Annotated in this window: 17 protein-coding genes, 1 tRNA gene and 1 pseudogene; 11 read left to right on the top strand and 8 right to left on the bottom strand. The window is 69.2% G+C overall.

Translation table 11 applies throughout. From position 1 onward, the window contains the following. Positions 1–98 precede the first annotated feature (98 nt). From ABD093_RS07980 to ABD093_RS07960, 5 genes are all read left to right on the top strand, one after another. Positions 99–1,148: a LacI family DNA-binding transcriptional regulator gene (locus ABD093_RS07980; RefSeq protein WP_343923570.1), complete on the top strand. Its 1,050-nt coding sequence runs from the start codon at positions 99–101 to the stop codon at positions 1,146–1,148. 9 nt (positions 1,149–1,157) lie between these two features. Then, positions 1,158–1,829 carry a DUF1801 domain-containing protein gene (locus ABD093_RS07975; RefSeq protein WP_193118063.1) on the top strand — a complete coding sequence of 224 codons (672 nt, stop codon included), beginning with the start codon at positions 1,158–1,160 and terminating at the stop codon, positions 1,827–1,829. Between the two features lie 225 nt (positions 1,830–2,054). Further along, the gene (locus ABD093_RS07970) at positions 2,055–3,803 is read left to right on the top strand and encodes a potassium channel family protein (protein ID WP_343923568.1); all 1,749 of its coding nucleotides are present in this window, start codon (positions 2,055–2,057) and stop codon (positions 3,801–3,803) included. A gap of 135 nt (positions 3,804–3,938) precedes the next feature. Continuing rightward, on the top strand, positions 3,939–4,415 hold the full coding sequence (locus tag ABD093_RS07965; RefSeq protein ID WP_193118061.1) for a peroxiredoxin: 477 nt from the start codon (positions 3,939–3,941) through the stop codon (positions 4,413–4,415). A 182-nt stretch (positions 4,416–4,597) separates the two neighbouring features. Continuing rightward, positions 4,598–4,686, top strand: a tRNA-Ser gene (locus ABD093_RS07960). Between the two features lie 109 nt (positions 4,687–4,795). Here ABD093_RS07960 and ABD093_RS07955 read toward each other — a convergent pair. Beyond that, a complete protein-coding gene (locus tag ABD093_RS07955) occupies positions 4,796–5,596 on the bottom strand; it encodes a GntR family transcriptional regulator (RefSeq protein ID WP_343923566.1) in 801 nt (266 codons plus the stop codon). Positions 5,597–5,960: 364 nt separating this feature from the next. On the opposite strand from ABD093_RS07955, the gene ABD093_RS07950 reads away from it, so the two are divergent. From ABD093_RS07950 to ppc, 5 genes are all read left to right on the top strand, one after another. Then, positions 5,961–6,887 (top strand): transporter substrate-binding domain-containing protein, encoded by a 927-nt coding sequence (locus ABD093_RS07950; protein ID WP_343923564.1) that lies wholly within the window; start codon positions 5,961–5,963, stop codon positions 6,885–6,887. An 85-nt stretch (positions 6,888–6,972) separates the two neighbouring features. Further along, a complete protein-coding gene (locus ABD093_RS07945; protein ID WP_343923562.1) occupies positions 6,973–7,752 on the top strand; it encodes an amino acid ABC transporter permease in 780 nt (259 codons plus the stop codon). Then, complete coding sequence (gene ehuD / locus ABD093_RS07940) at positions 7,749–8,402, top strand: ectoine/hydroxyectoine ABC transporter permease subunit EhuD (protein ID WP_343923560.1); 654 nt, start codon at positions 7,749–7,751, stop codon at positions 8,400–8,402. Before ABD093_RS07945 ends, ehuD begins: the two co-directional genes overlap by 4 nt. Then, on the top strand, positions 8,395–9,198 hold the full coding sequence (gene ehuA / locus ABD093_RS07935) for an ectoine/hydroxyectoine ABC transporter ATP-binding protein EhuA (RefSeq protein WP_343923558.1): 804 nt from the start codon (positions 8,395–8,397) through the stop codon (positions 9,196–9,198). The genes ehuD and ehuA overlap by 8 nt, the downstream gene beginning before the upstream one ends. Positions 9,199–9,411: 213 nt before the next feature. Continuing rightward, positions 9,412–12,240, top strand: a complete 2,829-nt coding sequence (gene ppc / locus ABD093_RS07930; RefSeq protein ID WP_343923556.1) for a phosphoenolpyruvate carboxylase — start codon at positions 9,412–9,414, stop codon at positions 12,238–12,240. A 78-nt stretch (positions 12,241–12,318) separates the two neighbouring features. Here the strand turns inward: ppc and ABD093_RS07925 are convergent. The 4 genes and pseudogenes from ABD093_RS07925 to ABD093_RS07910 form a co-directional block, all read right to left on the bottom strand. Next, a pseudogene (locus ABD093_RS07925) lies at positions 12,319–13,339 on the bottom strand (aldo/keto reductase). A gap of 48 nt (positions 13,340–13,387) precedes the next feature. Further along, entirely contained in the window at positions 13,388–14,110 is a 723-nt protein-coding gene (locus ABD093_RS07920) for a GNAT family N-acetyltransferase (protein ID WP_343923554.1), read from the bottom strand. Further along, complete coding sequence (locus ABD093_RS07915) at positions 14,107–15,093, bottom strand: App1 family protein phosphatidate phosphatase (protein WP_343923552.1); 987 nt, start codon at positions 15,091–15,093, stop codon at positions 14,107–14,109. Before ABD093_RS07915 ends, ABD093_RS07920 begins: the two co-directional genes overlap by 4 nt. Positions 15,094–15,228: 135 nt before the next feature. Then, positions 15,229–15,714: a GNAT family N-acetyltransferase gene (locus ABD093_RS07910; RefSeq protein WP_193118053.1), complete on the bottom strand. Its 486-nt coding sequence runs from the start codon at positions 15,712–15,714 to the stop codon at positions 15,229–15,231. Positions 15,715–15,885: 171 nt separating this feature from the next. On the opposite strand from ABD093_RS07910, the gene ABD093_RS07905 reads away from it, so the two are divergent. Next, positions 15,886–16,404 carry an arsenate reductase/protein-tyrosine-phosphatase family protein gene (locus ABD093_RS07905; RefSeq protein WP_193118052.1) on the top strand — a complete coding sequence of 173 codons (519 nt, stop codon included), beginning with the start codon at positions 15,886–15,888 and terminating at the stop codon, positions 16,402–16,404. A gap of 96 nt (positions 16,405–16,500) precedes the next feature. Here the strand turns inward: ABD093_RS07905 and ABD093_RS07900 are convergent, their stop codons facing one another. The 3 genes from ABD093_RS07900 to ABD093_RS07890 all read right to left on the bottom strand — a co-directional run bounded on the left by ABD093_RS07900 (position 16,501) and on the right by ABD093_RS07890 (position 21,602). Continuing rightward, positions 16,501–18,021 (bottom strand): midas domain-containing protein, encoded by a 1,521-nt coding sequence (locus tag ABD093_RS07900; RefSeq protein ID WP_343923549.1) that lies wholly within the window; start codon positions 18,019–18,021, stop codon positions 16,501–16,503. Positions 18,022–18,973: 952 nt separating this feature from the next. Then, positions 18,974–20,611 (bottom strand): phosphoglucomutase (alpha-D-glucose-1,6-bisphosphate-dependent), encoded by a 1,638-nt coding sequence (pgm, locus tag ABD093_RS07895; protein ID WP_193118107.1) that lies wholly within the window; start codon positions 20,609–20,611, stop codon positions 18,974–18,976. A gap of 193 nt (positions 20,612–20,804) precedes the next feature. Then, positions 20,805–21,602: a hypothetical protein gene (locus ABD093_RS07890; protein WP_193118050.1), complete on the bottom strand. Its 798-nt coding sequence runs from the start codon at positions 21,600–21,602 to the stop codon at positions 20,805–20,807. Positions 21,603–21,696: the final 94 nt, after the last annotated feature.

Here is a 21,696-nt window from a genome sequence, read left to right as displayed (position 1 = left end):
AGCCGGGCACAAGACCGAGCGCGGCACCTCAGTCGGGCACGGCACACCAGTCGGGCGCGGGACCGAACGCGACACGGAACATGACACGGAGGCGGCGCATGGCCACGACCCTCAAGGACGTCGCGGCGCTCGCGGGCGTCTCCGTCGCGACCGCCTCGCGCGCCTTCCAGCGGCCGGAGCTCGTGGGGGCGACCTCGCGGGCGAAGGTCCTCGCCGCGGCCGCCGATCTCGGCTACAGCCCCAATCGCAGCGCCCGCGCGCTCATCACCGGCCGCTCGGGGGTCTACGGCGTGATCGTGCCGGACCTTGAGAACCCCTTCTTCCCGGCGGTGCTCAAGGGTGCCCAGGCCCGTGCCCACCAGCTCGGCTCGCAGCTGCTGATCACGGATGCGGGGGAGGCTCCGGAGGGCGAGCTGCCGCTCGTGCGCACACTCGCCGCGCAGGTCGACGGCATCGTGCTGTGCTCGAGCCGGATGACCGAGGACTCCCTGCGCGAAGCCGCGGACATCACCCCGCTCAGCCTGGTCAACAGGGTGTCCCCGGTGCTGCCCGGCGTCTTCGCGGATCCGGTTCCCGGCATCCCCTCCGCCGTCCGCCATCTGCACCGCATGGGGCACCGCCGCGTCGGCTACGTCGGCGGGCCCAGTGTGAGCCGATCCGATGCCGTGCGCCGCACCGTGATCGAGCGGATCTGCACCGAGGCCGGCATGGAGTGGACGGACATCGGCTCCTTCCCGCCCACCGTCGACGGCGGCCGCAGCGGCGCTGAGGCGGTGCTGCTCACCGACGTCACCGCGGTGCTCGTCTACAACGACTTCATGGCGCTCGCCCTCATGGAGCGGCTGCGCAGCTTCGGTGTCGACGTGCCGGAGGAGATCAGCGTGGTGGGCTGGGACGACATCGAGTTCTCCTCTCTCGTGACGCCGGGGCTCAGCACGGTGCGGGTGCCGCGCTACGACATGGGCGTCACCGCGATCGACCTGCTCCACGACGGCGGCCGACGACGGAACGGAGAGAGCCATCTTGAGTGCCTGGGCAGCAGCGGTGACGAGGATGCTCAGGGCCGGAGCCCGAGACATGCCCGGATCGGCCTGCCCACCCAGTTCGTCCCCCGCGGATCGACCGCGAAGGTCACCGCTCGCGAGTAGCCTGCGGCCATGAGCGACCTGAGCACATCGATCGATGCGGTTCCCGGTGTCGGCGGCCCGGCCGCCCGCGCCCTGGCCGAGCAGGGCCTGGCCACCGTCGGCGATCTCGTCGGCGCGGACTGGACGCAGCTCGCGCAGCTGCACGGCGTCGGCCCCGCAGCCGGGCGCCGCCTCCAGCAGATCCTCGAGGAGCACGGCGAGTCCCTGACGGACCCGCCCGCTCCGCGAAGCGGCGGGACGACGGTGACCCGCGGCAGCACCGGGCGGAGTGCGAAGGACATCACGACCCATGCGACGACGGTCGACCCGGCCGAGTACGTCGCGGGCCTGAGTGCCCGGCGCAGCCATGAGGGTCAGCAGCTCCTGGAGCTGTTCGGGGAGGCGACTGGGGAGCGGGCAGTCATGTGGGGCCCGAGCATGATCGGGTACGGGGAGAGCCACTACGTGTACGCCTCCGGCCGGGAGGGGGACACCTTCCATCTCGGCTTCAGCCCGCGCACGGCGGACATCGCCCTCTACGGGCTCTCGAGCGCCCCGCGCTCCGAGGAGCTGCTCGACCGGCTCGGAAAGCACCGCCGCGGCGCCGCCTGCGTGTGGATCAGGAAGCTCGAGGACGTGGACCGTGACGTCCTGCGCGAACTCGTCGAGCACGCCTGGGCGTCGGACCCCACTGCCTGCTGAACCTGCAGAACCTGCAGGGCCGTGCGCGGAGAGTCGGCCGACGAGATGGTCCTCACCGCTGTGATCCGCCGTCGAATCTGCAGTCCTGTCTGCCGGCGATGGTGCCCTGGGCCGCACCTGGTGGTCGATCGTTAGGCATGTGCCGGGCAACAGGCCTACGCTTCCGCGAGGTGCCTGGAAAGATCTGCGTCCGGGCACCCCGGACCGACGTCGAGAGGATCACCCATGGAGCTGCCGGGACCCATGCCCCGACGCGCTGATCGGGTGCCGATGGCGCGACGGAAGTCGCGTGCCGGGATCCTGATCGTGGCGATCGGTGCCGTCATGGTGATCGTCTACGCCGCGGTGTTCAAGACGCTGATGGGCGTGGACGCGCAGGATCATTCCTGGATCGGGGCGATCTACTGGACGATCACCACGATGTCGACCCTCGGGTACGGCGACATCACCTTCACCTCGGACGCAGGCCGGCTGTTCTCCCTGCTCGTGCTCCTCAGCGGCGTGGTCTACATGCTGGTGCTGCTCCCGTTCTTCGTCATCCAGTACGTCGTCACCCCCTGGCTGGACCGCAGGCGCACGGCCCGGACGCCCCGCAAGGTGCCGGCCCAGATGCGTGACCATGTCCTGCTGGTCGGCTCGGACGCGGTCACCCAGGCGTTCGCCGCGCGGGCGGAGCGCTCCCAGGTCCCCGCGGTGCTCGTCGTGGAGGACCCGGTCGAGGCAGGGCTGCTGCATGACCAGGGACGCCAGGTCGTCGTCGGCCCCCTGGACTCTGCGCAGACCTATCGCAGCGCGGGCGCGGATCGGGCGCGCATGGTCGCCTCGATGCTCTCCGACACCGCGAACACGAACGTCGCCTTCACAGTCCGTCAGGTCTGCGGGGATGTCCCGGTCGCGGTCACCGCGAGCAAGCCGGTCTCGGTGGACGTGCTCTCCCTCGCCGGGTCGGACCACGTGCTGGAGCTGGGCGCGGTGCTGGGCCGGGAGATGGCCGGTCGCGTGCTGGGCACCACGGGCAGGGTCCACCGCATCGGCAGCTTCGGGGACACGCTCATCGCGGAGGCCGCCGTGCGCGGCACCTCGCTCGTGGGGAAGTCGTTGGGTGAGGCCACCATGGGTCTGCGCTCCTGCGTGCGGATCCTGGCCATCATGCGCAAGGGGCGTCTGCGCCCGCTGAAGCCCGAGCTGCCGATCACCGAGCAGACCGTGCTGATCCTCGCGGGGGAGGCCGCCGAGCTCGCCGCCTACGACGAGCAGTTCCAGGTCCTGGAGCAGTCCGAGGATCCGGTGATCATCCTCGGTGGCGGCCGCGTGGGGCGTTCCGCCTCCCGCGAGCTCACCGCCCAGGGCGTGCCCAACACGATCGTCGAGCTGCTGTCGGACCGGGTCGAGAACTCGTACTCCGCGCTCGAGGGGACCGCCAGCTACACGGTGGTCGCCGGTGACGCGGCGGACCAGCGGATCCTGCGCCGGGCCGGGCTCGAGAACGCGTCCGCCGTGCTGGTCACGCCGCGCGACGACGATCTGAACGTGTACCTCACCCTGTTCTGCCGGCGCCTGCGCCCCGAGCTCCAGGTGGTCTCGCGCGCGACCTACGAGCGCAATGTCGCCACGCTGTACCGCGCCGGGGCCGACGGGGTCCTCTCGTACGCGACCATCGGCGCCACCGATCTGTGGAACCACGCCGGCCTCAGCCATCGCGTGCTGGTGGCCGAGGGCAATGAGCTGTTCCTGGTGCCGCGGCCCAACTCCCTGGTGCGGCGCTCCGTGCGGGACACCGAGGTGCATCGCCGCACCGGCTGCCACATCGTCGCCGTGGCGGGGGACGACGGCACGCTCAGCTATGACACCGAATCGATCCCCTCGGCGCCGGGCAAGCTGCTGCTGCTCGGTGATCGCCACGCCGAACGACGTTTCCGCGAGACCTATCTGCGGCGCAGGCGCCGAGGCCGACGGGTCACCACCTCCCGCTAGCCTGGGAGGACGGCGTCGGCCACCGCCTGCGGACAGGTCCGTCGCCGTCCCCACCACCGCCTGACCTGCATCACCTCCATCCCGGATCACCACCGCCCCGCACCACCTCCACCCCGCACCACCTCCAGGAGAGACATGCCTGCCGCACCCGTGAAGCTCGCCGTCGGCGACATCGCCCCTGATCTCGATCTGCCCACCGCCGGCGGAGGCCGGATCAGCCTGTCCGAGCTGCGCGGCGCCCCGGCGCTGCTGTGGTTCTACCCGGCCGCGAACACCTCGTTGTGCACCAAGCAGGCCTGCGATCTGCGCGACAACCACCAGATGTTCCTCGATGCGGGATACCGGATCGTGGGGATCTCGCCGGACCCGGTGGCGGAGCTCGATCGTTTCGTGGCGGAGCAGGAGCTGCCCTACACCCTCGCCGGCGACGAAACGCACCAGGTGATGGAGACCTACGGCGCCTGGGGCGAGAAGAACATGTACGGCAAGAAGGTCCAGGGCACGATCCGCTCCACCTTCGCGATCGACGCCGAGGGCGTGCTGACCTTCGTGAAGTACCGCGTGGGCACCCCGAAGCACATCGCTCTGCTGCAGGAGAAGCTCGGGCTCTGACCGGAGCTTCCGAGCACGCCGCCGGGGGAGAGATCCTGATGCGGGACCGTGCGGGACCGTGCGAGATCGTCCGCCAGACGGTGGCAGTCCGCACATGTGACGTGATCTGTGCACTCCCGCTTTGGCGCACCCCGCGCGCTCCCGTATGCTGTTCCGGCATGCCCTGCTCGTTCAGGGCATCAGGAGACGTGGCAGAGCGGCCGAATGCGCTCCCCTGCTAAGGGAGTAGGCGACAAAAATCGCCTCGGAGGTTCAAATCCTCTCGTCTCCGCCGACGACAAGGCCCCTGGCCTGCGAGAACATCGCAGACCAGGGGCCTTGTCCATGCCCGGGTGTTCGGGCCGACGAGCCGATGCGGTGATCGGTCGACGGGCCGACGCTCAGACGCTCTCGCCGGTGTCCTCGCCGATCGTCGTCCACTCGGGGCCGGAGGTCTCCAGCAGATCGGGATCGCGCACCACGTCGGACTCGACTCCGGCGCGCAGGCGACCCGCGAGCTCCTGCAGCGACTCCCGCAGCAGAGCGCGCGCCCGGGAGCCGTCGCCCTCCGCGAGCGCCGCGATCAGGGCTTCATGGGTGGTGGTGATGTCGGCACGCACGCCGAAGCCGAGCGGGTCGGAGAAGCTGCCCATCCTCGTGAGGATCACGATGGTGTTCATCGCGGTGCTGAGGAAGCGGTTCGTGGTGATCTCCGCGAGCTGCTGGTGCAGGTCGAGGTCGGCGTTGCCGGCTTCGATGAGCTGCTCAGCTGCGAGAGCGGCGCGGCTGCGCTCGAGCGAGGCACGCAACGGGGCCAGCAGAGCGTCGATCTTCGCCGTCTCACCACGGCGGTGCAGGGTGCTGATCGTGTCCGCCACGATCGTGGCGGACTGCATCTCGATCCCGAGGCGGTAGTCGATGAAGTCCGACATCGTCCCGGCATCCATACGGGTGACGTACAGGCCACGACCGGGGATCTGGGTGAGCAGGCCGTCGCGCACCAGGCGCTGGCAGGCCTCGCGCAGGGAAGAGCGCGAGATCCCCATCTGCCGGGACACCTGGACCTCGGGGATCCCGTCGTTGGGGCGGAGGTCGCCGTAGTAGATGGCGTTACGCAGCTCGAGCTCGGCCTGATCGATGATCGAGGTCCGACGCAGCGGCTGCATCATGGGCAGCTGCACTCGTTCCGGACGAGAGGTCATCGCCGTTCTCCTTGCTCCTGCGCGGTCCACTCCGCGTCGCGTCATCGTAGAACGCGCGAGCCCTCCCGTCAGCACGCGAGGGCCGGTGCAGTCGCTCGGCTCACTCGTGGGCCCGCTCATCGGCTCACCCATGGGCCCGCTCAAGGGCCCGGCCGAACCGGACTCCGGGAGTCGACGAGAAGGGCCCCGAGCGGCGACGAGAACGGCTCCGAGCGGGTCACGACCCCATCACGAAACGTGGACGGGGCGCGGCCCGCCCGGCCAACACCGATACCGTGGACCGGAATCCGATATCCAGAGATCAGATTGTCCGACAGTGCAACGACCGTCGGCCCGTCGATCGCTCAGCGAGAGGGAACACCCCATGCACAACCGCCGTACATTCTTCCGAGGGACCGGCCTCGTGCTGTCCGCCGCGGCCCTGGGCGGCAGCCTGGCCGCCTGCAGCCAGACGAGCACCGGCGGAGGTGGCGGCGATTCCAGCGACGGCGGCGGAGGCGGGGGCGATCTCCTGTCCAAGCTCCAGGAGGCCGGGAAGATCACCGTCGGCTTCGCCGGCGAGGCGCCCTACAGCTTCGACGACAACGGTGACCTGACCGGAGCCACCGTCGCCATGCACCGCGAGATCTTCGGCGAGCTCGGCATCGACACGGTCGAAGGCAAGCTCACCGACTGGAACTCGCTGATCCCCGGGCTGAACGCCGGACAGTTCGACGCGGTCAGCGCCGGCATGTCGATCCTGCCCGAGCGCTGCGCCGAGGCCGCCTTCAGCGAGCCGGAGTTCCAGTACACGACGGCTCTCATGGTGCCCAAGGGCAACCCCGAGAAGCTGGAGAACATGCAGTCCTTCGTCGACTCGGGTCTCAAGGTCGCCACCATGAGCGGCGCGATCGAGAGCACCTACGCGAAGGATCTCGGCCTCGAGAGCATCGAGGTCGGTGGGCCGCAGGACGGCGTGGACGCACTCAGCAGCGGCAACGCAGACGCCTTCGCCCTCACGGCGATCTCGCTGAACTGGCTGGCGGACAACTCCGCCACCGACTTCGAGGTCACCGAGAGCTTCGTCGCCGAGATCGACGACGTGAAGCAGGTCGGCGCCGGCGGCACCGTCTTCCGCAAGGAGGACACCTCGCTGCTGGACGCCTACAACGAGAAGCTCGCCGAGATCATCTCGGATCCGGAGCGGTATCTCTCGATCGTCGGCGATTTCGGCTTCTCCGAGGAGGAGCTCCCCCCGGAGGAGATGACCGCTGAGATCCTGTGCTCCGGCGATCTGTCGTCCCTGCAGTGACCTCTGACGTTCTTGCCCATCCCGCTCCGGCGCGACCCGATTCGGGACGCGCCGGAGCGGCGCGAGCCGAGAAGGTGATCCGCCGATGGACGGTGTGATGGGCTTCTTCGAACAGCTCGGACCCAACCTGCAGATCCTCGGCGAGCGGATGCCGCAGATCCTCGACGGCGTTCTGGCCACCGTGCTGGCCACCACGCTCGGCGGGCTGCTGGCCCTGGTGATCTCCTTCGTGTTCGGCATCGCCCAGACCGTGAAGGTCGCCGTCGTGCGCGTCCTCGCGCGCATCTTCGTGGAGTTCTTCCGCGGTACCTCGCTGATGGTCCAGCTGTTCTGGCTCGCTTTCGTGCTGCCGCAGCTGCCCTATCCGTTCGGCTGGCAGCTCACCCCCCTCGCCATCGGCGTGCTGGCGCTGGGACTGAACTACGGCGCCTACGGCGCCGAGGTGGTGCGCGGCTCGATCGGCTCGGTGCCCAAGGGGCAGTACGAGGCTCTCAGCGCGCTGAGCCTCTCCCCGGTGCGCGGCATGTTCCGCGTGATCATCCCGCAGGCCTGGGCCTTGATGATCCCCTCGCTGTCCAACCTGTGGATCCAGCTGCTCAAGGGCAGCGCGATCGTCAGCACGGTGCTGCTGTACGACCTCTACTTCCGGGTGGAGCAGGTCCGTGATCAGACGGGCACGTGGTTCGCGTTCCTGTTCGCCCTGGTCGCCTACTACCTCATCGCCTGGGTGATCGTGATCATCATGAACGCGCTCGAGGTGCGGGCCAAGCACAAGATCGGTCGCGGCCCGGCCCTGTCGCAGTCGCTGGGAACCTTGCTGCGCGCCCCGGGCAGCGCAGCCGTGGCGAAGGGAGGACTGGCATGAACGAATCCTGGTGGTCCTGGGACCATGCCGCCGCCGCCCTGCCCCTGCTGCTGGAGGGCTTCATCAAGTACACCCTGGTGGCGACCGTGCTCGGCACGCTCATCGCCGTGGTGCTGGGCCTGATCGTCGCGATGATCCGACGCCTCGCGCCGGCCATCATCCGCACTCCGGTGACCTGGGTCGTGGAGTTCATCCGGATGACGCCCCTCGTCGTGCAGCTGGTGTTCGCCAACCTGGTGCTGTCTCCCTACATCGACTCGACGCTCGCGATCGGCATCTGGGTGCTCGGCATCCACTACACGACCTACATGGCCGAGGTGTACCGCGCGGGGATCGACTCCGTGCCCAAGGGGCAATGGGAGGCGGCCACCGCGCTCTCGCTCCCGCTGCTGCGCACCTGGCGGGCGGTCGTCATCCCCCAGGCGATCCGCAGCACCCTGCCGTCGCTGGGCAACTACGCGATCTCGATGTTCAAGGAGACGCCGTTCCTCTCCGTCATCTACATCCTGGAGATGGTCCGGGTCGCTCAGACCTACGGCGGCGACACCTTCCGATACACCGAGTCGATCACGCTGGCCGGCCTGATCTTCCTGGTCGCGAGCTATCCGACGTCCGTTCTGATCCGACGACTGGAGAAGAGACTTGCCTGAGAACACCGCCCCCGACGGGGCCACCACCACCGGTGCTCCGCACATCGAGTTCCGTGACGTGGTCAAGAGGTTCGGCGACAACACCGTGCTGAACGACCTCAACTTCACCGTCGCGAAGGGAGAACGCGTCACCCTGATCGGGCCCTCGGGCTCCGGCAAGACGACGATCCTGCGCCTGGTGATGACCCTCGAGGAGCTCACCGGCGGGTACATCCACGTCGGCGGGACTCCGCTGCAGTACGAGGACCAGGGCGGCAAGCGCGTTCGCGTCTCGGACAAGACGCGACGGCGCACCACCACCCAGATCGGGATGGTGTTCCAGCACTTCAACCTGTTCCCGAACATGACGGTGCTGGAGAACATCACCGAGGCGCCCATCCACGTCATGGGCCTGTCCAAGGCCGAGGCGATCTCGAAGGCCGAGGGCCTGCTGGAGAAGGTCGGCATGAGCGACAAGCGGGACTTCAACCCCTCGCAGCTCTCCGGCGGTCAGCAGCAGCGCGTGGCGATCGCCCGCGCCCTCGCGATGGACCCCGAGATCCTGCTGCTGGACGAGGTCACCTCGGCGCTGGATCCCGAGCTGGTGGGGGAGGTGCTCGCGGTGCTGAAGGACATCGCCGCCGAGACGGACATCTCCATGCTGATCGTGACCCACGAGATGCAGTTCGCGCGGGATGTCTCGGACCGGGTGATGATGTTCGATCAGGGATCGATCGTCGAGGAAGGGTCGCCGGAGAAGATCTTCAGTGACCCCGGCCACCAGCGCACCAGGGACTTCCTGCACGCCGTCCTCTGAGCTCGAGCGACGGGGTCGCGAGGTCGGGCGGCAGTGGTGCATACCAGATGATCCCGATGTCGCGACCCGGTCGCGTCCCGTTCCGTCCGCAGGCCGGTCCACGGCCGGGCCTCCAGGCCCGTCGCGGTAGTCTGTGCCCGTTCGTTCCGCGCCGAGGCGGTCGCCCCAGCTGTCGGCGGCCGCTGTGTGGCGCCGCCGACCCCAGGAGGCCCCGTGCCAGATTCTGACGCCATCGCTGTCCCGACCTTGACGAGCGAGTTCCCCGTCGTCGGCGATGATCCCCATATCGATGCACCGCTGCGAGCGACAGTCCGTCGCCTCTCGACGCTGCTCGGTCGCACCCTCGCTGACCAGCACGGTCAGGAGATGCTGGATCTCGTCGAGCAAGTCCGCAAGCTGACCAAGGACGCGAAGTCCTCGGACTCCGAGGCTGAGGCCCGTGACGTCCAGGAACGACTCGCCGAGCTCCCGCTCGAGCAGGCGACGGCACTGACCCGTGCCTTCGCCCAGTACTTCCTGCTGGCCAATGCGGCCGAGCAGGTCTACCGGGTCCGCTCCCTGCAGGAGCGCCCCGCCTCGGAGTCGTGGGTCCCGCGCACCGTCGCGGCCGTGCACGAGTCCGTGGGGCCCGAGGGCCTGCAGGAGGCCGTCGACTCGCTCGACGTGCGACTGATCTTCACCGCGCACCCCACCGAGGCCTCCCGTCGGGCGGTGCTGACCAAGCTCCGCAAGATCTCGGACATCCTCGAGAACGACACCGAGGACGGCACGACCGAGCGGCGCCGGCAGGATCACCTGCTCTCCGAGCTCATCGAGTCCCTGTGGCAGACGGATGAGCTGCGCCGCCAGCGTCCCACCCCTCAGGACGAGTCGCGCAACGTGCTCTACTACCTGACCCAGCTGTACCGCCAGACCATGCCGGGCTTCCTCGACGATCTGCGCGAGGAGCTGCGCGCCCACGGCGCCGATCTGCGCGAGCGTCAGGTGCCGCTGCGCTTCGGCTCCTGGATCGGCGGCGACCGCGACGGCAACCCCTACGTCACCGCGGAGGTCACCCGAGAGGTGCTCCAGCTCCAGGCCGAGACCGCGGTCGAGCTCGCGATCGACGTGATCTCCGAGCTCATCGGCGACCTGTCGATCTCCAGCGAGATGACCGGCGATGACGAGGAGCTGCGCGCGAGCATCGAGGCGGACCTCGCCTTCGAGTCCGAGGTCGACGAGGTGCAGCAGCGGATGTTCGAGCAGGAGCCCTACCGGCTCAAGCTCGGCACGATGCGCGGCAAGCTCAAGGCCACCGGCGAGCGGATCCGCACCGGCGAGCCGCATGTGCACGGCAAGGACTACTACGACTCCGAGGAGCTGCAGGACGACTTCGCCGTCCTGCGCGGCGCCCTGGCCCGCCACGGCGGCCGTCGGGCGGCCGACGGGGCGATCGCGGTCGCCCAGCAGGTCCTCGCCGGCTCCGGCCTGAACCTCGCCATCCTCGACGTGCGCGAGCACTCCGAGAAGCACCACGAGGTGCTGGCCCGTCTCTTCGACCGCGTCGGCGAGCTGGACCGCCCCTACGCGGAGCTCAGCCGCGCCGAGCGCACCAAGGTGCTGGCCGCGGAGCTCGCGAGCCGTCGTCCGCTGGTCGGCACGGCGCTCGCCGAGGACGAGACGATCCTCGATGACGCCACCCGCACCACCTACAAGGTGTTCGGCGAGATCCGGGACGCCCACCGGCAGTACGGCCAGTCCTCGATCGAGACCTACATCGTCTCGATGACGCATGGCGCCGACGACATCCTCGCGGTCGCCCTGCTGGCCCGCGAGGCCGGCCTGGTCACCCTTCCCGGTGGCGATCAGAACCGTTCGGACATCAGCTTCGCGCCGCTGCTCGAGGAGGTCGCCGAGCTGCGTCACGCCGGGGAGATCCTCGACGAGATGCTCAGCGATCCGTCCTACCGGGAGATCGTGCGCCTGCGCGGCGACCTCCAGGAGGTCATGCTCGGCTACTCCGACGGCAACAAGGACTCCGGCGTCATCACGAGCCAGTGGGAGATCCACCAGGCCCAGCGTCTGCTGCGCGATGTCGCCGCCCGCCACGGGGTGACGCTGCGTCTGTTCCATGGCCGCGGCGGGTCCGTCGGCCGTGGTGGCGGCCCGACGTACGATGCGATCCTGGCCCAGCCGTACGGCGTGCTCGAGGGCGAGATCAAGTTCACCGAGCAGGGCGAGGTCATCTCCGACAAGTACACGCTGCCCACGCTGGCCCGGGAGAACCTGGACCTGTCGCTGGCCGCGGTGCTCGAGGGCTCCGCGCTGCACACCTCTCCGCGCTCGACGCCCGAGCAGCTGGACCGCTTCGGCGAGGTCATGCAGCAGGTATCCGACGCCTCCTATGCGCGCTATCGCACGCTGGCGGACGATCCGGACCTGCCGGAGTACTTCGTGACCTCGACCCCGGTCGAGCAGCTCGGCGACCTGAACATCGGCTCGCGACCCTCCAAGCGCGCGACCTCGGAGAAGGGCCTGGACGGCCTGCGAGCCATCCCGTGGGTGTTCGGCTGGACCCAGTCGCGGCAGATCGTGCCGGGCTGGTTCGGTGCAGGCTCCGGTCTGAAGGCGGCGCGTGAGGCCGGCCTCGAGCCGGACCTCCACGACATGCTGCGCAACTGGCACTTCTTCCGCACCGTGATCAGCAACGTCGAGATGACGCTGGCGAAGACGGACATGGCGATCGCCGCGCACTACGTGCACTCGCTGGTGCCCGAGCGGCTGTGGCCGCTGTTCGACCGCATCAAGGCGGAGTACGAGCTCTCGGTCGCCGAGATCGAGCGCCTCACCGGGGTCCTGGGCCTGCTGGACAACCAGCCGGTGCTCAAGCGCACGCTCGCCGTGCGCGACCGCTACCTGGATCCGATCTCGTACATGCAGGTCGCGATGTTGCAGCGTGCACGGGCCGCCACGGACCGCGGCGAGGAGCTCTCCCCGGAGCTGCAGCGTGCGCTGCTGACCACCATCAACGGTGTGGCCGCCGGTCTGAAGAACACCGGCTGAGCCGTCCCGCGCCATAGGGAAGGGCCCCGACGATCCTCAGGATCATCGGGGCCCTTCCCTATGGCCACGTGCTGCTGGTCAGCGGCCGGTGCCGTCGACCGCGAACTCATCGAGGGCGGCGAGCTCCGCCGGGGTGAAGGAGAGGTTCTCGGTGGCACCGACGTTCTGCTCGAGCTGACGCACCGAGGAGGCGCCGACCAGCGCGGTCGCCACGCCCTGGTGGCGCAGCACCCAGGACAGGGCCAGCTGGGCGAGGCTCTGGCCGCGCTGGTGGGCGATCTCCGACAGGGCGCGCATACGGGTCTGATACGCGGTGTCGTGGACCTGACGCGAGGTGAGCGAGCCGCCCGTCCCGCTGGCCCGTGATCCGTGGGGCACCTCGGACATGTACTTGTTGGTCAGCAGGCCCTGCTGCAGCGGGGAGAAGACGGCCAGGCCGATCTCCAGATCCTCCACCGTCTCCAGCAGCCCGTTCTCGATGTGCCGGTTGAACATCGAGTAGGAGGGCTGGTGGATGAGCAGCGGGGTGCCGAGGTCGGCGAGGATCTCCGCGGCCTCCCGGGTCTTCTCGGGGGAGTAGTTCGAGATCCCGGCGTACAGGGCTCTGCCGCTGCGCACCGCGTGGTCGAGCGCCCCCATCGTCTCCTCGAGCGGGGTCTCGGGATCTTCGCGGTGGTGGTAGAAGATGTCGACGTGTCCCAGGCTCATCCGTCGCAGGGACTGGTCCAGGGAGTTGAGCAGATACTTCCGCGAGCCGCCGTCGCCGTACGGGCCGTCCCACATCCCGTAGCCGGCCTTGGTGGAGATCACGAGCTCGTCGCGATGGTGGCGGAAGTCCTGCTCGAGGATCCGGCCCACATGGGTCTCGGCACTGCCGGGAGGCGGGCCGTAGTTGTTGGCCAGGTCGAAGTGGGTCACGCCGAGGTCGAAGGCGCGACGGACGATGTCGCGGAGGACCTGCAGGTCGCGGCCCTCACCGAAGTTCTGCCAGAAGCCCAGCGAGACCGGGGGCAGGCGCAGCCCGGACCGACCGACCGACCCGCCGATAGGGGACGTTCTCGTAGCGGTGGGGGGACGGGGCGAAGGAGTCAGTGCTCATGCCGGCAGTTTAGTCGCCTCGGTCACACGGCGCGTCGACCAGTGCAGGTCAGAGCTCGTGGAGAGGGCGCTCCATGACGTCCATGCCCAGGCCCTCGACCTGCAGTCCCGCGGGATCGCCCGCGAAGGGCACGGCCACGCCCGTGCGCACGAAGCCGTTCCGCTCGTACCAGGCGTGCAGCTCCGGCCGGGACTGCAGGACCCGGATCATCAGCAGGTCGACCCCGGCGCGCTGCAGGTGGTCGCTCTGCGCCGTGAGGAGACGGCGCCCGAGCCCGCGGGACTGGGCCGACGGATGCACGGCGAACAGTCCCAGCTCGGCGCGCGCGAGCCCGTCGGCGTCGGCCGGTTCGCGGCGCGTGTAGCAGCATCCGACGATCGTGCTGTCAGTGCCGTCAGTGCTGTCAGCGCCGTCGTCGCTGGAGTTGCGGTCGTTGCTGTGGTCGTGACTAGCGGTGGCGTCGTCGCCATGGTCGTGACCCACGGTGCCGTCGGCGGGACGCTCGGACTCGGCGTCGTCGCGTGCCGTCTCGGACGGCGTGAGCACGGCGACCAGCAGCGTGACGGCCGGATCGGCGATCATGGCGCGCACTTCGGAGGAGTCGGTCCGGGTTCCGCTGACCAGGTGTGCCTCCGTGGTCCAGCCGCCGGTGCCGCGATAGGCGGCCTGTGTCAGCTCGACGATGCTGTCGACCTCGTCCTCCTGGGCGGGCCGGATCGCGATCGTGGACGCGGTGGTGGCCGTAGTGGGGGCAGGTGCGGGGAGGATCATCGGATCACCTCGGCGTGCTGGAGGGCGGAGAGCAGGGTGTGGCCATCGGGCGCGGTCACGACCAGCGGGGTGAGGTCGCCATGGTTCCGCCGCTCGAGGGGCCGCAGCGTGCCGTGGGCGAGCAGCTGCTCGGATTCTGTCAGCTGACGGATGACGATCGCCTCGACGAGCTCGGGACGCTCGGCGGCGAAGTCGGCGTAGGTCGACGGGTCGTGCTGTCCGTCATCGCCCACCAGGAGCCAGCGATGCTCCGGGAAGGTCTCGGCCAGCTGCCGCAGGGCCCGCTCCTTGTGCTCCCGGCCGGAGCGGAAGAACCCGGTGTTCGTGGGCCCCCAATCGGTCAGGAGCAGCGGGCCGTCGGGGTACCCGTTCTTGTAGAGGAACCGCTTGAGCACCGGGAACACGTTCCAGGCGCCCGTGGACAGGTACAGCACGGGCATCTCGGGAAACTGCCGCGCGAGACGCTGGTAGAGCATCGGCATGCCCGGCACGACCTGGCGGGAGGACTGGTGGACCACGAAGGCGTTCCAGAAGGCGAGCAGCGGCCGCGGCAGCCACGTCACCATCACCGTGTCATCGATATCGCTGACCAGCCCCACGGTGGCGTCGGGGGCGAAGACGGTGATGTCGGCGGACACCTCGTTGCCGGGGACCGTCCACAGCAGCGCCTCGTGCCGACCGGGTTCGAGGTCGACATCGAGCTGGACGTCGACGATCCCTGTGCGGTCCGCGCGCACGCTGAACTGCTGCTCACCGATCCGGATGTGGACGGTGCGGTACGGCGCGACCTGGCTCGCGAAGTTGCGCCAGCCCCGCACGGCCATGGTGCGCATGTCGTGGACCGGCTGGTCATGGAAGTCGGCCGGAGCACCGGGGGAGGCATAGAGGACTTTCGCCAGCACCCTGACCGTCGTCGGAGAGCCGTATCCGTGGAACGGCTGGAGGCGCAGATCCCAGTGCAGTCGTCGCAGCGCGCTGCCCACCGTGGCGTTCTTGACGTCCTCGAAGCGGGCTGACCAATGAGGACGCCTCCGGCCTGAGCCTCCACCGGTCGCGCGGGATGCGGATCGGGAGGAGGTCAGGCCGGAGGCGGCTCGACGGGAGGAGGGCACCTGGCCTCAGAGGCCTCGGGCCATCTTCAGCCAGGCGCCGTCGGGGTCATCCTCGATGATCTCCCAGCGGCTCCCGGTGTCCTCGAATCCGAGGGCCTGGTAGAGCGACTGCGCTGCCTCGTTCTTGGGGCCGACGTACAGCGTGACGGTGTCCGCCTCGTCCTCGCGGCACCAGTCGAAGACCGCGTCGGCGAGCTTGACGGCGATGCCGCCCTTACGTGCGCTCGGCAGCACCCACATCGCCTGGAGCTCGCGCTCGTTGGCGGGGGAGTCGCCCTCGTGGCGAACTGCCACGACAGCCACCGGCTGGCCGGATTCGATCGCAAGGAACCACGCGGCCTCACGGACGCGCTTCTTCCAGATGGAGTCCTCGTAGGTCGACTCCTTCTCCCAGCTCTGCCCGAAGGCCGAGGGGTCGGTGCTGAGAGACCGGAGACGGATCTCGCGCACGAGCGACCAGTCGTCGTCGTGAGCGCGGATGATTTCGGCCATGGCTGTCCTCCTGAGCCGTCGTGGCATGGTCACTTCCATCTTGTGCTCGTGACCATACCCTGGCGAATATGCGCGGACGGCACGGTGGGCACCGCTCGCGCTTCCCTCAGTATTGTACGGGGCGTGGCGATTCTGCGCTCACCGCCTCCGCTTCATTGACACAATGGGGGGATGTCGCCCTTCCGTGTCCTCACCGTCTGCACCGGCAACGTCTGCCGGTCCCCCGCAGCAGCGGTGATGCTGCGCGAGGCGATCCTGGAGGCGGGGCTCGCTGACCGGATCGAAGTCGGTTCGGCCGGCACGAGCTGGGAGGCCGAGGGGATGCCGATGGATGAACGCACCGAGCTCGCGCTCATCCGTGCGGGATACACGCGGCCCTTCGAGCACACTGCCCAGACCATCCATCTCACGGAGCTGCTCACCTGGGACCTCGTGCTGCCGATGACGATCGAGCACGCGCAGCTGCTGCGTCGCATGGCCGAGCAGGCACCCGAGGGGAAGGATGCCCCGGAGATCGCCCTCTGGCGCCGGTTCGATCCGAAGACGTCCGCGGAGACCCCGGAGACCGAGATCGCGGTGGACGACCCCTGGTACGAGGGTCAGGGCGCCTTCAACCGCACTGTCGTGCAGATGCAGCGGAGCCTGCCCGCGATCATCGCCCATGTGCAGGACGCGCTGAGCGCCCGCTGACGACATCTCGCCCCGGCTCGGGACCTCGACTCGGCCCGACACGCTGACTCGACCCTCGAGCTGACCCGGTCTGGCGTATCGACCCGGACGAGGGGCTTACTTCTTCGGCGAGATCGAGCCAGAGGCACGCCGGCTGTGCCAGGTGGCACCGGCGAAGCCTGCTGTGGTGAGGAAGCCGATGCCGAGCGCGACAGCGAGCACCTGCTGCATGCGGCCGAACGCGGAGTCGGGATCCTGCGAGGACACCGCGTTGAGGAGCTGGACGATCGGGCCGTCCTCCTGCGTGCTCGCGACCGGTCGTGGCTGCGGAGCCGGGCTCTGGTCGTCGGGGCTCGGTGCCGGCGCTTCCGACGTGGTCTCCTCGGGCGAGCTGCTCGTCCCGGGCGACGTCCGCTCGGTGTCCCTGCTGGCCTGCTCGGTCTCATCGACCTGGGCGTCCGAGTGCTCGTCGGTGGCAGGTGCTTGCGACGCTTCGTCCCGGGTCTCACGCTCAGGCTCGGCCTCGGGAGCGGTCTCAGGGGTGCTCTCCGGCTTCACCTGCGGCGCGATGGGGCGCGGCGCCTCGGACTGCTCGGGAGTATCGGTCTTCTCCGGTGCCTCGGTCGTTTCCGGAGACTCTGTCTCGTCTGGCGTCTCAGTCGTCTCGGGAGATTCCGTCTTCGCCGGGGTCTCGGTCTTGTCCGGCGTCTCTGTCTTCTCCGGTGTCTCTGACTGGTCGGGTGCCGTCGACGGCGCCTCGGACTCCGGCGTGGTCGGTGCAGGAGACTCCTCCTCCTCGGGGGTGTCGTCCTCGGTCGGCGTCTCCGGGGCGCCAGTCGTCTCGTCATCGTCGGGCGCCGTGGACGGAGTTTCTGTCGGTGTCGGTGTGCCCGTGCCAGTGGCGTCGTCGGTCGGCTTCTCGGCTGACGGCTGCGTTGTCGCTGAGGCCGGGGTCGTGGTCGGCGGCAAGAGAGCCGGATCCGAGTCGTCATTCTGCGACTCGTCCGTGGAGGCGCACTCCTCGCCCTCGACAGGCGCGGACGGCGTAGTGGTGTCGTCACTCTGCGCCGATGATGCGTCGGAATCGGCGTCATCGTCGTCCGAGGCCGACTCAGCGTCGGAGCCGTCCTGCGGGTCGGCATCCTCGGAGTCGTCGAGGCAGGTGTCCTCCGGAGCTTCTGCCTCGTCGTCCTCGCCCGCTGTCTGGTCACCGGTCTCGGTGCCCTCAGAGTCTTCAGTGGTCTCGGTGCCGTCAGCAGACTCTGTGTCCTGGCTGGGCTCGCTGTCGTCGGTGGACTCAGGGTCCTCAGTCTCCTCGGCCCCCTCAGCGAACTCGGTGTCCTCAGGGTCCTCAGCGGACTCGGTGGGCTCGCTGCCGTCGGTGGACTCCGTGCCCTCGGCGGACTCAGTGGAGTCCGCTGGAGTCGGGGACTCCTCGTCCGCGGGATCGTCCTTCTCCTGATCGGCACCGGGGGTGGCAGCAGCGTCGCCATCCGCGGGTTGCTGCGTGTTCGACGAGTCTTCCTGCGGCTTCTCGGTCTCCTCGGCGTCCTGCTGGTCGGCGCCCGAACCGATGGTGATCGTGACGGGGGCCGGGTCCTTCTCGGGGTGATCGTCAGCCGAGTCGGTGGCCGTCACCTCAACGGATGCGGTGGGCCCGGAGGCGGATCCTGCGTCATCGGCGGATTGCGTGGAATCGGGCGCGTCGACGGAATCGGCGGGTGCGCTCGCTCCGGAGGGCTCAGTGGCCTCAGGGGAGGAGGTGGTCTCGGGGGAAGCGGTGGCCTCTTCAGGAGCGTCGGTGTCTGCGGAGTCGGCGGGCTCAGCGCCTGCGCCGTCGCCGGGCTCGGTGGCAGTGTCGTCGGCAGATTCGACGGCCGACTGGTCGGCCTGATCGGGAGGTTCAGGTGGCGTCGCGAGGGCGGGTGCGGCGGCCGCGGGAAGGGAGAGTGTGAGGGCAGCGGAGCAGGCATACAGACGTGTTCGTAGCCGCATAGGCGCTAATCCCCCTCTCCGGGATGTGCTTCCGACGGGTGCGGTCGGCGTCATCATTGGTGGCCCGACGGAGCATATTACCCTACCGACCCTTTACCTTCGGGCTCCATGCTCCTGCGCGGAAGAGGGGTGACGCAAGGGGATGTGGACGGAGACACCCCGGCGTGACGCACGCTATGTTGACCGCTGCTTGGCAATTCCTTGACCATCGACCTGGCGCGTTGTCCAGATTGTCGCAGTGGGGCCGCTGCGCCGAGCTGAGCGCGAGCAATGGGGAGGAAGCGTGAATGCGCAGATGACCCAGGGGTCATATAGCCCTCCGGGCACTGCGGAGGGCACCCTCCCTCACGGGGCGAGCGCCGCCGGGACGACCGATGGCTCGGAGTGTCGACGGCGTCGCTCCCGATCGATCTCGGCCGCTCCAGCGCGACAGGACACCTCGCCCGCAGCGTGACGGGCGGCACGATCCGCGGCGGTTCTGTACGTCGTGCGGGAACTCTGTCGTCGCACGGTGACTCTTCACTGCGCGCAGTGGCTCCGTGCTGCGCCCCGCCCTCCGGAGCCGTGGCAGCCGGAGCGCGGGGCGCAGAGGTGGTCAGTCGGCCAGGGCGCCGTCGACCAGAGACTTCGCGGCCTCCTGGACCTGCGCGAGATGCTCCTCGCCGCGGAACGACTCGGCGTAGATCTTGTAGACGTCCTCGGTGCCTGAGGGGCGTGCGGCGAACCAGGCGGACTCGGTGGAGACTTTCAGGCCGCCGATCGCGCCGCCCGAGGGAGCCTCCGTGATCGCCGAGGTGATCGTCTCTCCGGCCAGCTCGGTGGCGGTCACCTGCGAGGGGTTCAGGGCCTTGAGCTTCGCCTTCTGGGCGCGGTCGGCCGGGGCATCGATGCGGGCATAGGCGCTCGAGCCGAACTCCTCGACCAGCTCCGCATGCAGCGCGCTGGGGGAGCGGCCGGTGACCGCGAGCATCTCGGAGGCCAGGAGCGCCATGATGATGCCGTCCTTGTCCGTGGTCCAGGCAGAACCGTCCTGACGCAGGAACGACGCCCCGGCGCTCTCCTCACCGCCGAAGCCGACGGAGGAGTCGATCAGGCCGGGCACGAACCACTTGAAGCCGACGGGGACCTCGTACAGCTCGCGGCCCAGGGAGCCCACGACCCGGTCGATGAGGCTCGAGGAGACGACGGTCTTGCCGACCTTCGCCCCGGCAGGCCACTCCGGACGGTGCGCGAAGAGGTACTGGATCGCCGTGGCCAGGTAGTGGTTGGGGTTCATCAGCCCGCCATCGGGCGTGACGATGCCGTGGCGGTCGGAGTCCGGATCATTGCCGGTGGCGATGTCGAACTCGTGGCGCTTCTCGAGGAGGGAGGCCATCGCCCACGGGCTCGAGCAGTCCATGCGGATCTTGCCGTCGCGGTCCAGGGTCATGAACGACCACTGCGGGTCCACGTCGGGATTGACCACGGTGAGGTCCAGGTCGTGCATCTCGCCGATCTCGGCCCAATAGTCCACCGCCGCCCCGCCCAGCGGGTCGGCGCCGATCCGGATGCCGGCGCGACGGATCGCGTCGATGTCCACGACATTGGCCAGATCCTTCACGTAGGTGTGGAGGTAGTCGTAGCGGCCGGCATCCTGCAGGGCTTTCTGACGGCCGTGGCGGCGCACGCCGTTCAGGCCCGCGGCCAGCAGCTCGTTGGCGCGGTCCGCGATCCAGGTGGTGGCGTCGGAATCGGCCGGTCCGCCATGGGGCGGGTTGTACTTGAAACCGCCGTCACGTGGCGGATTGTGGCTGGGCGTGACGACGATGCCGTCGGCCCGGCCGGGATCGTTCGTGGCGCGACCGCGGTTGTGCACGAGGATCGCGTGCGAGACCGCCGGGGTCGGCGTGAAGCTGTCCAGGGAGTCGACCTGCGCGGCGACGTCGTTCGCGGCGAGCACCTCGAGGGCGGTGTCGAAGGCGGGCCGGGACAGGGCGTGGGTGTCGCGGCCGATGAACAGCGGGCCGCGGATGCCCTGGCCGGCGCGGTATTCGACGATCGCCTGGGTGGTCGCGGCGATGTGGTCCTCGTTGAAGGCGGTATCCAAGGAGGAGCCGCGATGGCCTGAGGTGCCGAAGGCGACGGCCTGGTCCGGGTCCGACGGGTCTGGATGAAGGTCGTAATAGGCGTCAAGGAGAGCGTCGACGTCGACGAGGTCCTCCGGAAGGGCCTTCTGGCCTGCACGGGGGTGCATGATCATCACTCCATCCTGAGCTGTGGGTATGGCGCCACTCTAGGTCAGGGGTGCCGCGCGCATGTGCGGAAGGGCCGATCCCTGAGACGCAGCGTTCTCGACGGAGGATGCTCGCCGGCGCGTCGGTCCCGAGGGCAGTCCGTACGCAGGGGCGACGTCAGGCGCAAGGACGACGGCAGACACAGGGGCGACGTCAGGCGCGACGGCTCCGCACCAGGCGGACGATGCCGATGATCGTGAGGATCAGACCGATCAGGCCGGCGATGATGCCGATGATCGGGCCGATCAGCATCGGGGCCGCCATCTTCGTCACGCTGTACGGCCCGAGATAGGCAGGGGCCTCCGTGCCCGTGCAGGCGATCGTCACCGTGGTGTCCTCCATCGCGGCGACGCCGAGAGCCTGCTCGTACGACGTCCCGTTGCCGAAGGTGACCGATCCGGAGGTCGGGAACTCGGTGACTGCACCGGAGGACGATCCCTCGGCGGTGCACTGCGCCTCGGCGGCGTCCTCAGCGGGGACATAGAGGATGAGCATCTCGTTCTTGCCGACCTCGAGCTCGCCGGTTCCGCCCTCGAGCACGGTGGGCCCGGTCGAGGCGTCGCCCACCAGGGAGCTGAACGACCACACGAGCCCGCCGATGGTCGCCGCCGGGCCGATGATCAGCAGCAGAGCGAGCCCGATGATGAGCGGCAGCAGCCCGCGACGCTTGGACGGCGCGGACCCGCCCGATGACCGGGGCGGCTGGGCCGGCAGAGGCCCGGTGGCCGGCCCGTCGGGGTACGGCGCCTGAGCGGGCGACCCGTGGGCGAACGGTGCCTCGGCGGAGGGCTCCTGGGCGAACCCTCCCTGCGTGAACTGCCCCTCGGCGTACGGGACCGTCGGGCTCCCGGGAGCCGGCGACCCGGAGGCGGCTCCGGGGGACGTCGGTGCAGGGCGTCCGTAGACGGGACGTCTCCTCGGGGCGGGAGTGGTGGACTCGCCGTCGGACATCGGGTCTCCTTCGCGATCGGGCCTGCACAGGATAGCCGTCGACCCTCCGAGAACCCTCCGGGTCCAGCCCCGTCAATCCAGTCCGGTCTAGTCC

This window comes from Brachybacterium tyrofermentans, from assembly GCF_039526165.1.
Classification (GTDB): domain Bacteria; phylum Actinomycetota; class Actinomycetes; order Actinomycetales; family Dermabacteraceae; genus Brachybacterium; species Brachybacterium tyrofermentans.
This window is presented reverse-complemented; position numbering and strand designations above follow the sequence as displayed.

Bases quoted from the DNA above. Each gene is read 5' to 3' on its own strand.
- ABD093_RS07975 (WP_193118063.1), top strand. From the start codon at position 1,158: ATGAGCGACCTGAGCACATCGATCGATGCGGTTCCCGGTGTCGGCGGC.
- ABD093_RS07905 (WP_193118052.1), top strand. From the start codon at position 15,886: ATGTCGCCCTTCCGTGTCCTCACCGTCTGCACCGGCAACGTCTGCCGG.
- ABD093_RS07910 (WP_193118053.1), bottom strand. From the start codon at position 15,714: ATGGCCGAAATCATCCGCGCTCACGACGACGACTGGTCGCTCGTGCGC.
- ABD093_RS07920 (WP_343923554.1), bottom strand. From the start codon at position 14,110: ATGATCCTCCCCGCACCTGCCCCCACTACGGCCACCACCGCGTCCACG.
- pgm (WP_193118107.1), bottom strand. From the start codon at position 20,611: ATGCACCCCCGTGCAGGCCAGAAGGCCCTTCCGGAGGACCTCGTCGAC.
- ehuD (WP_343923560.1), top strand. From the start codon at position 7,749: ATGAACGAATCCTGGTGGTCCTGGGACCATGCCGCCGCCGCCCTGCCC.
- ABD093_RS07965 (WP_193118061.1), top strand. From the start codon at position 3,939: ATGCCTGCCGCACCCGTGAAGCTCGCCGTCGGCGACATCGCCCCTGAT.
- ABD093_RS07970 (WP_343923568.1), top strand. From the start codon at position 2,055: ATGGAGCTGCCGGGACCCATGCCCCGACGCGCTGATCGGGTGCCGATG.
- ABD093_RS07980 (WP_343923570.1), top strand. From the start codon at position 99: ATGGCCACGACCCTCAAGGACGTCGCGGCGCTCGCGGGCGTCTCCGTC.
- ABD093_RS07950 (WP_343923564.1), top strand. From the start codon at position 5,961: ATGCACAACCGCCGTACATTCTTCCGAGGGACCGGCCTCGTGCTGTCC.
- ABD093_RS07945 (WP_343923562.1), top strand. From the start codon at position 6,973: ATGGACGGTGTGATGGGCTTCTTCGAACAGCTCGGACCCAACCTGCAG.
- ABD093_RS07890 (WP_193118050.1), bottom strand. From the start codon at position 21,602: ATGTCCGACGGCGAGTCCACCACTCCCGCCCCGAGGAGACGTCCCGTC.
- ABD093_RS07955 (WP_343923566.1), bottom strand. From the start codon at position 5,596: ATGACCTCTCGTCCGGAACGAGTGCAGCTGCCCATGATGCAGCCGCTG.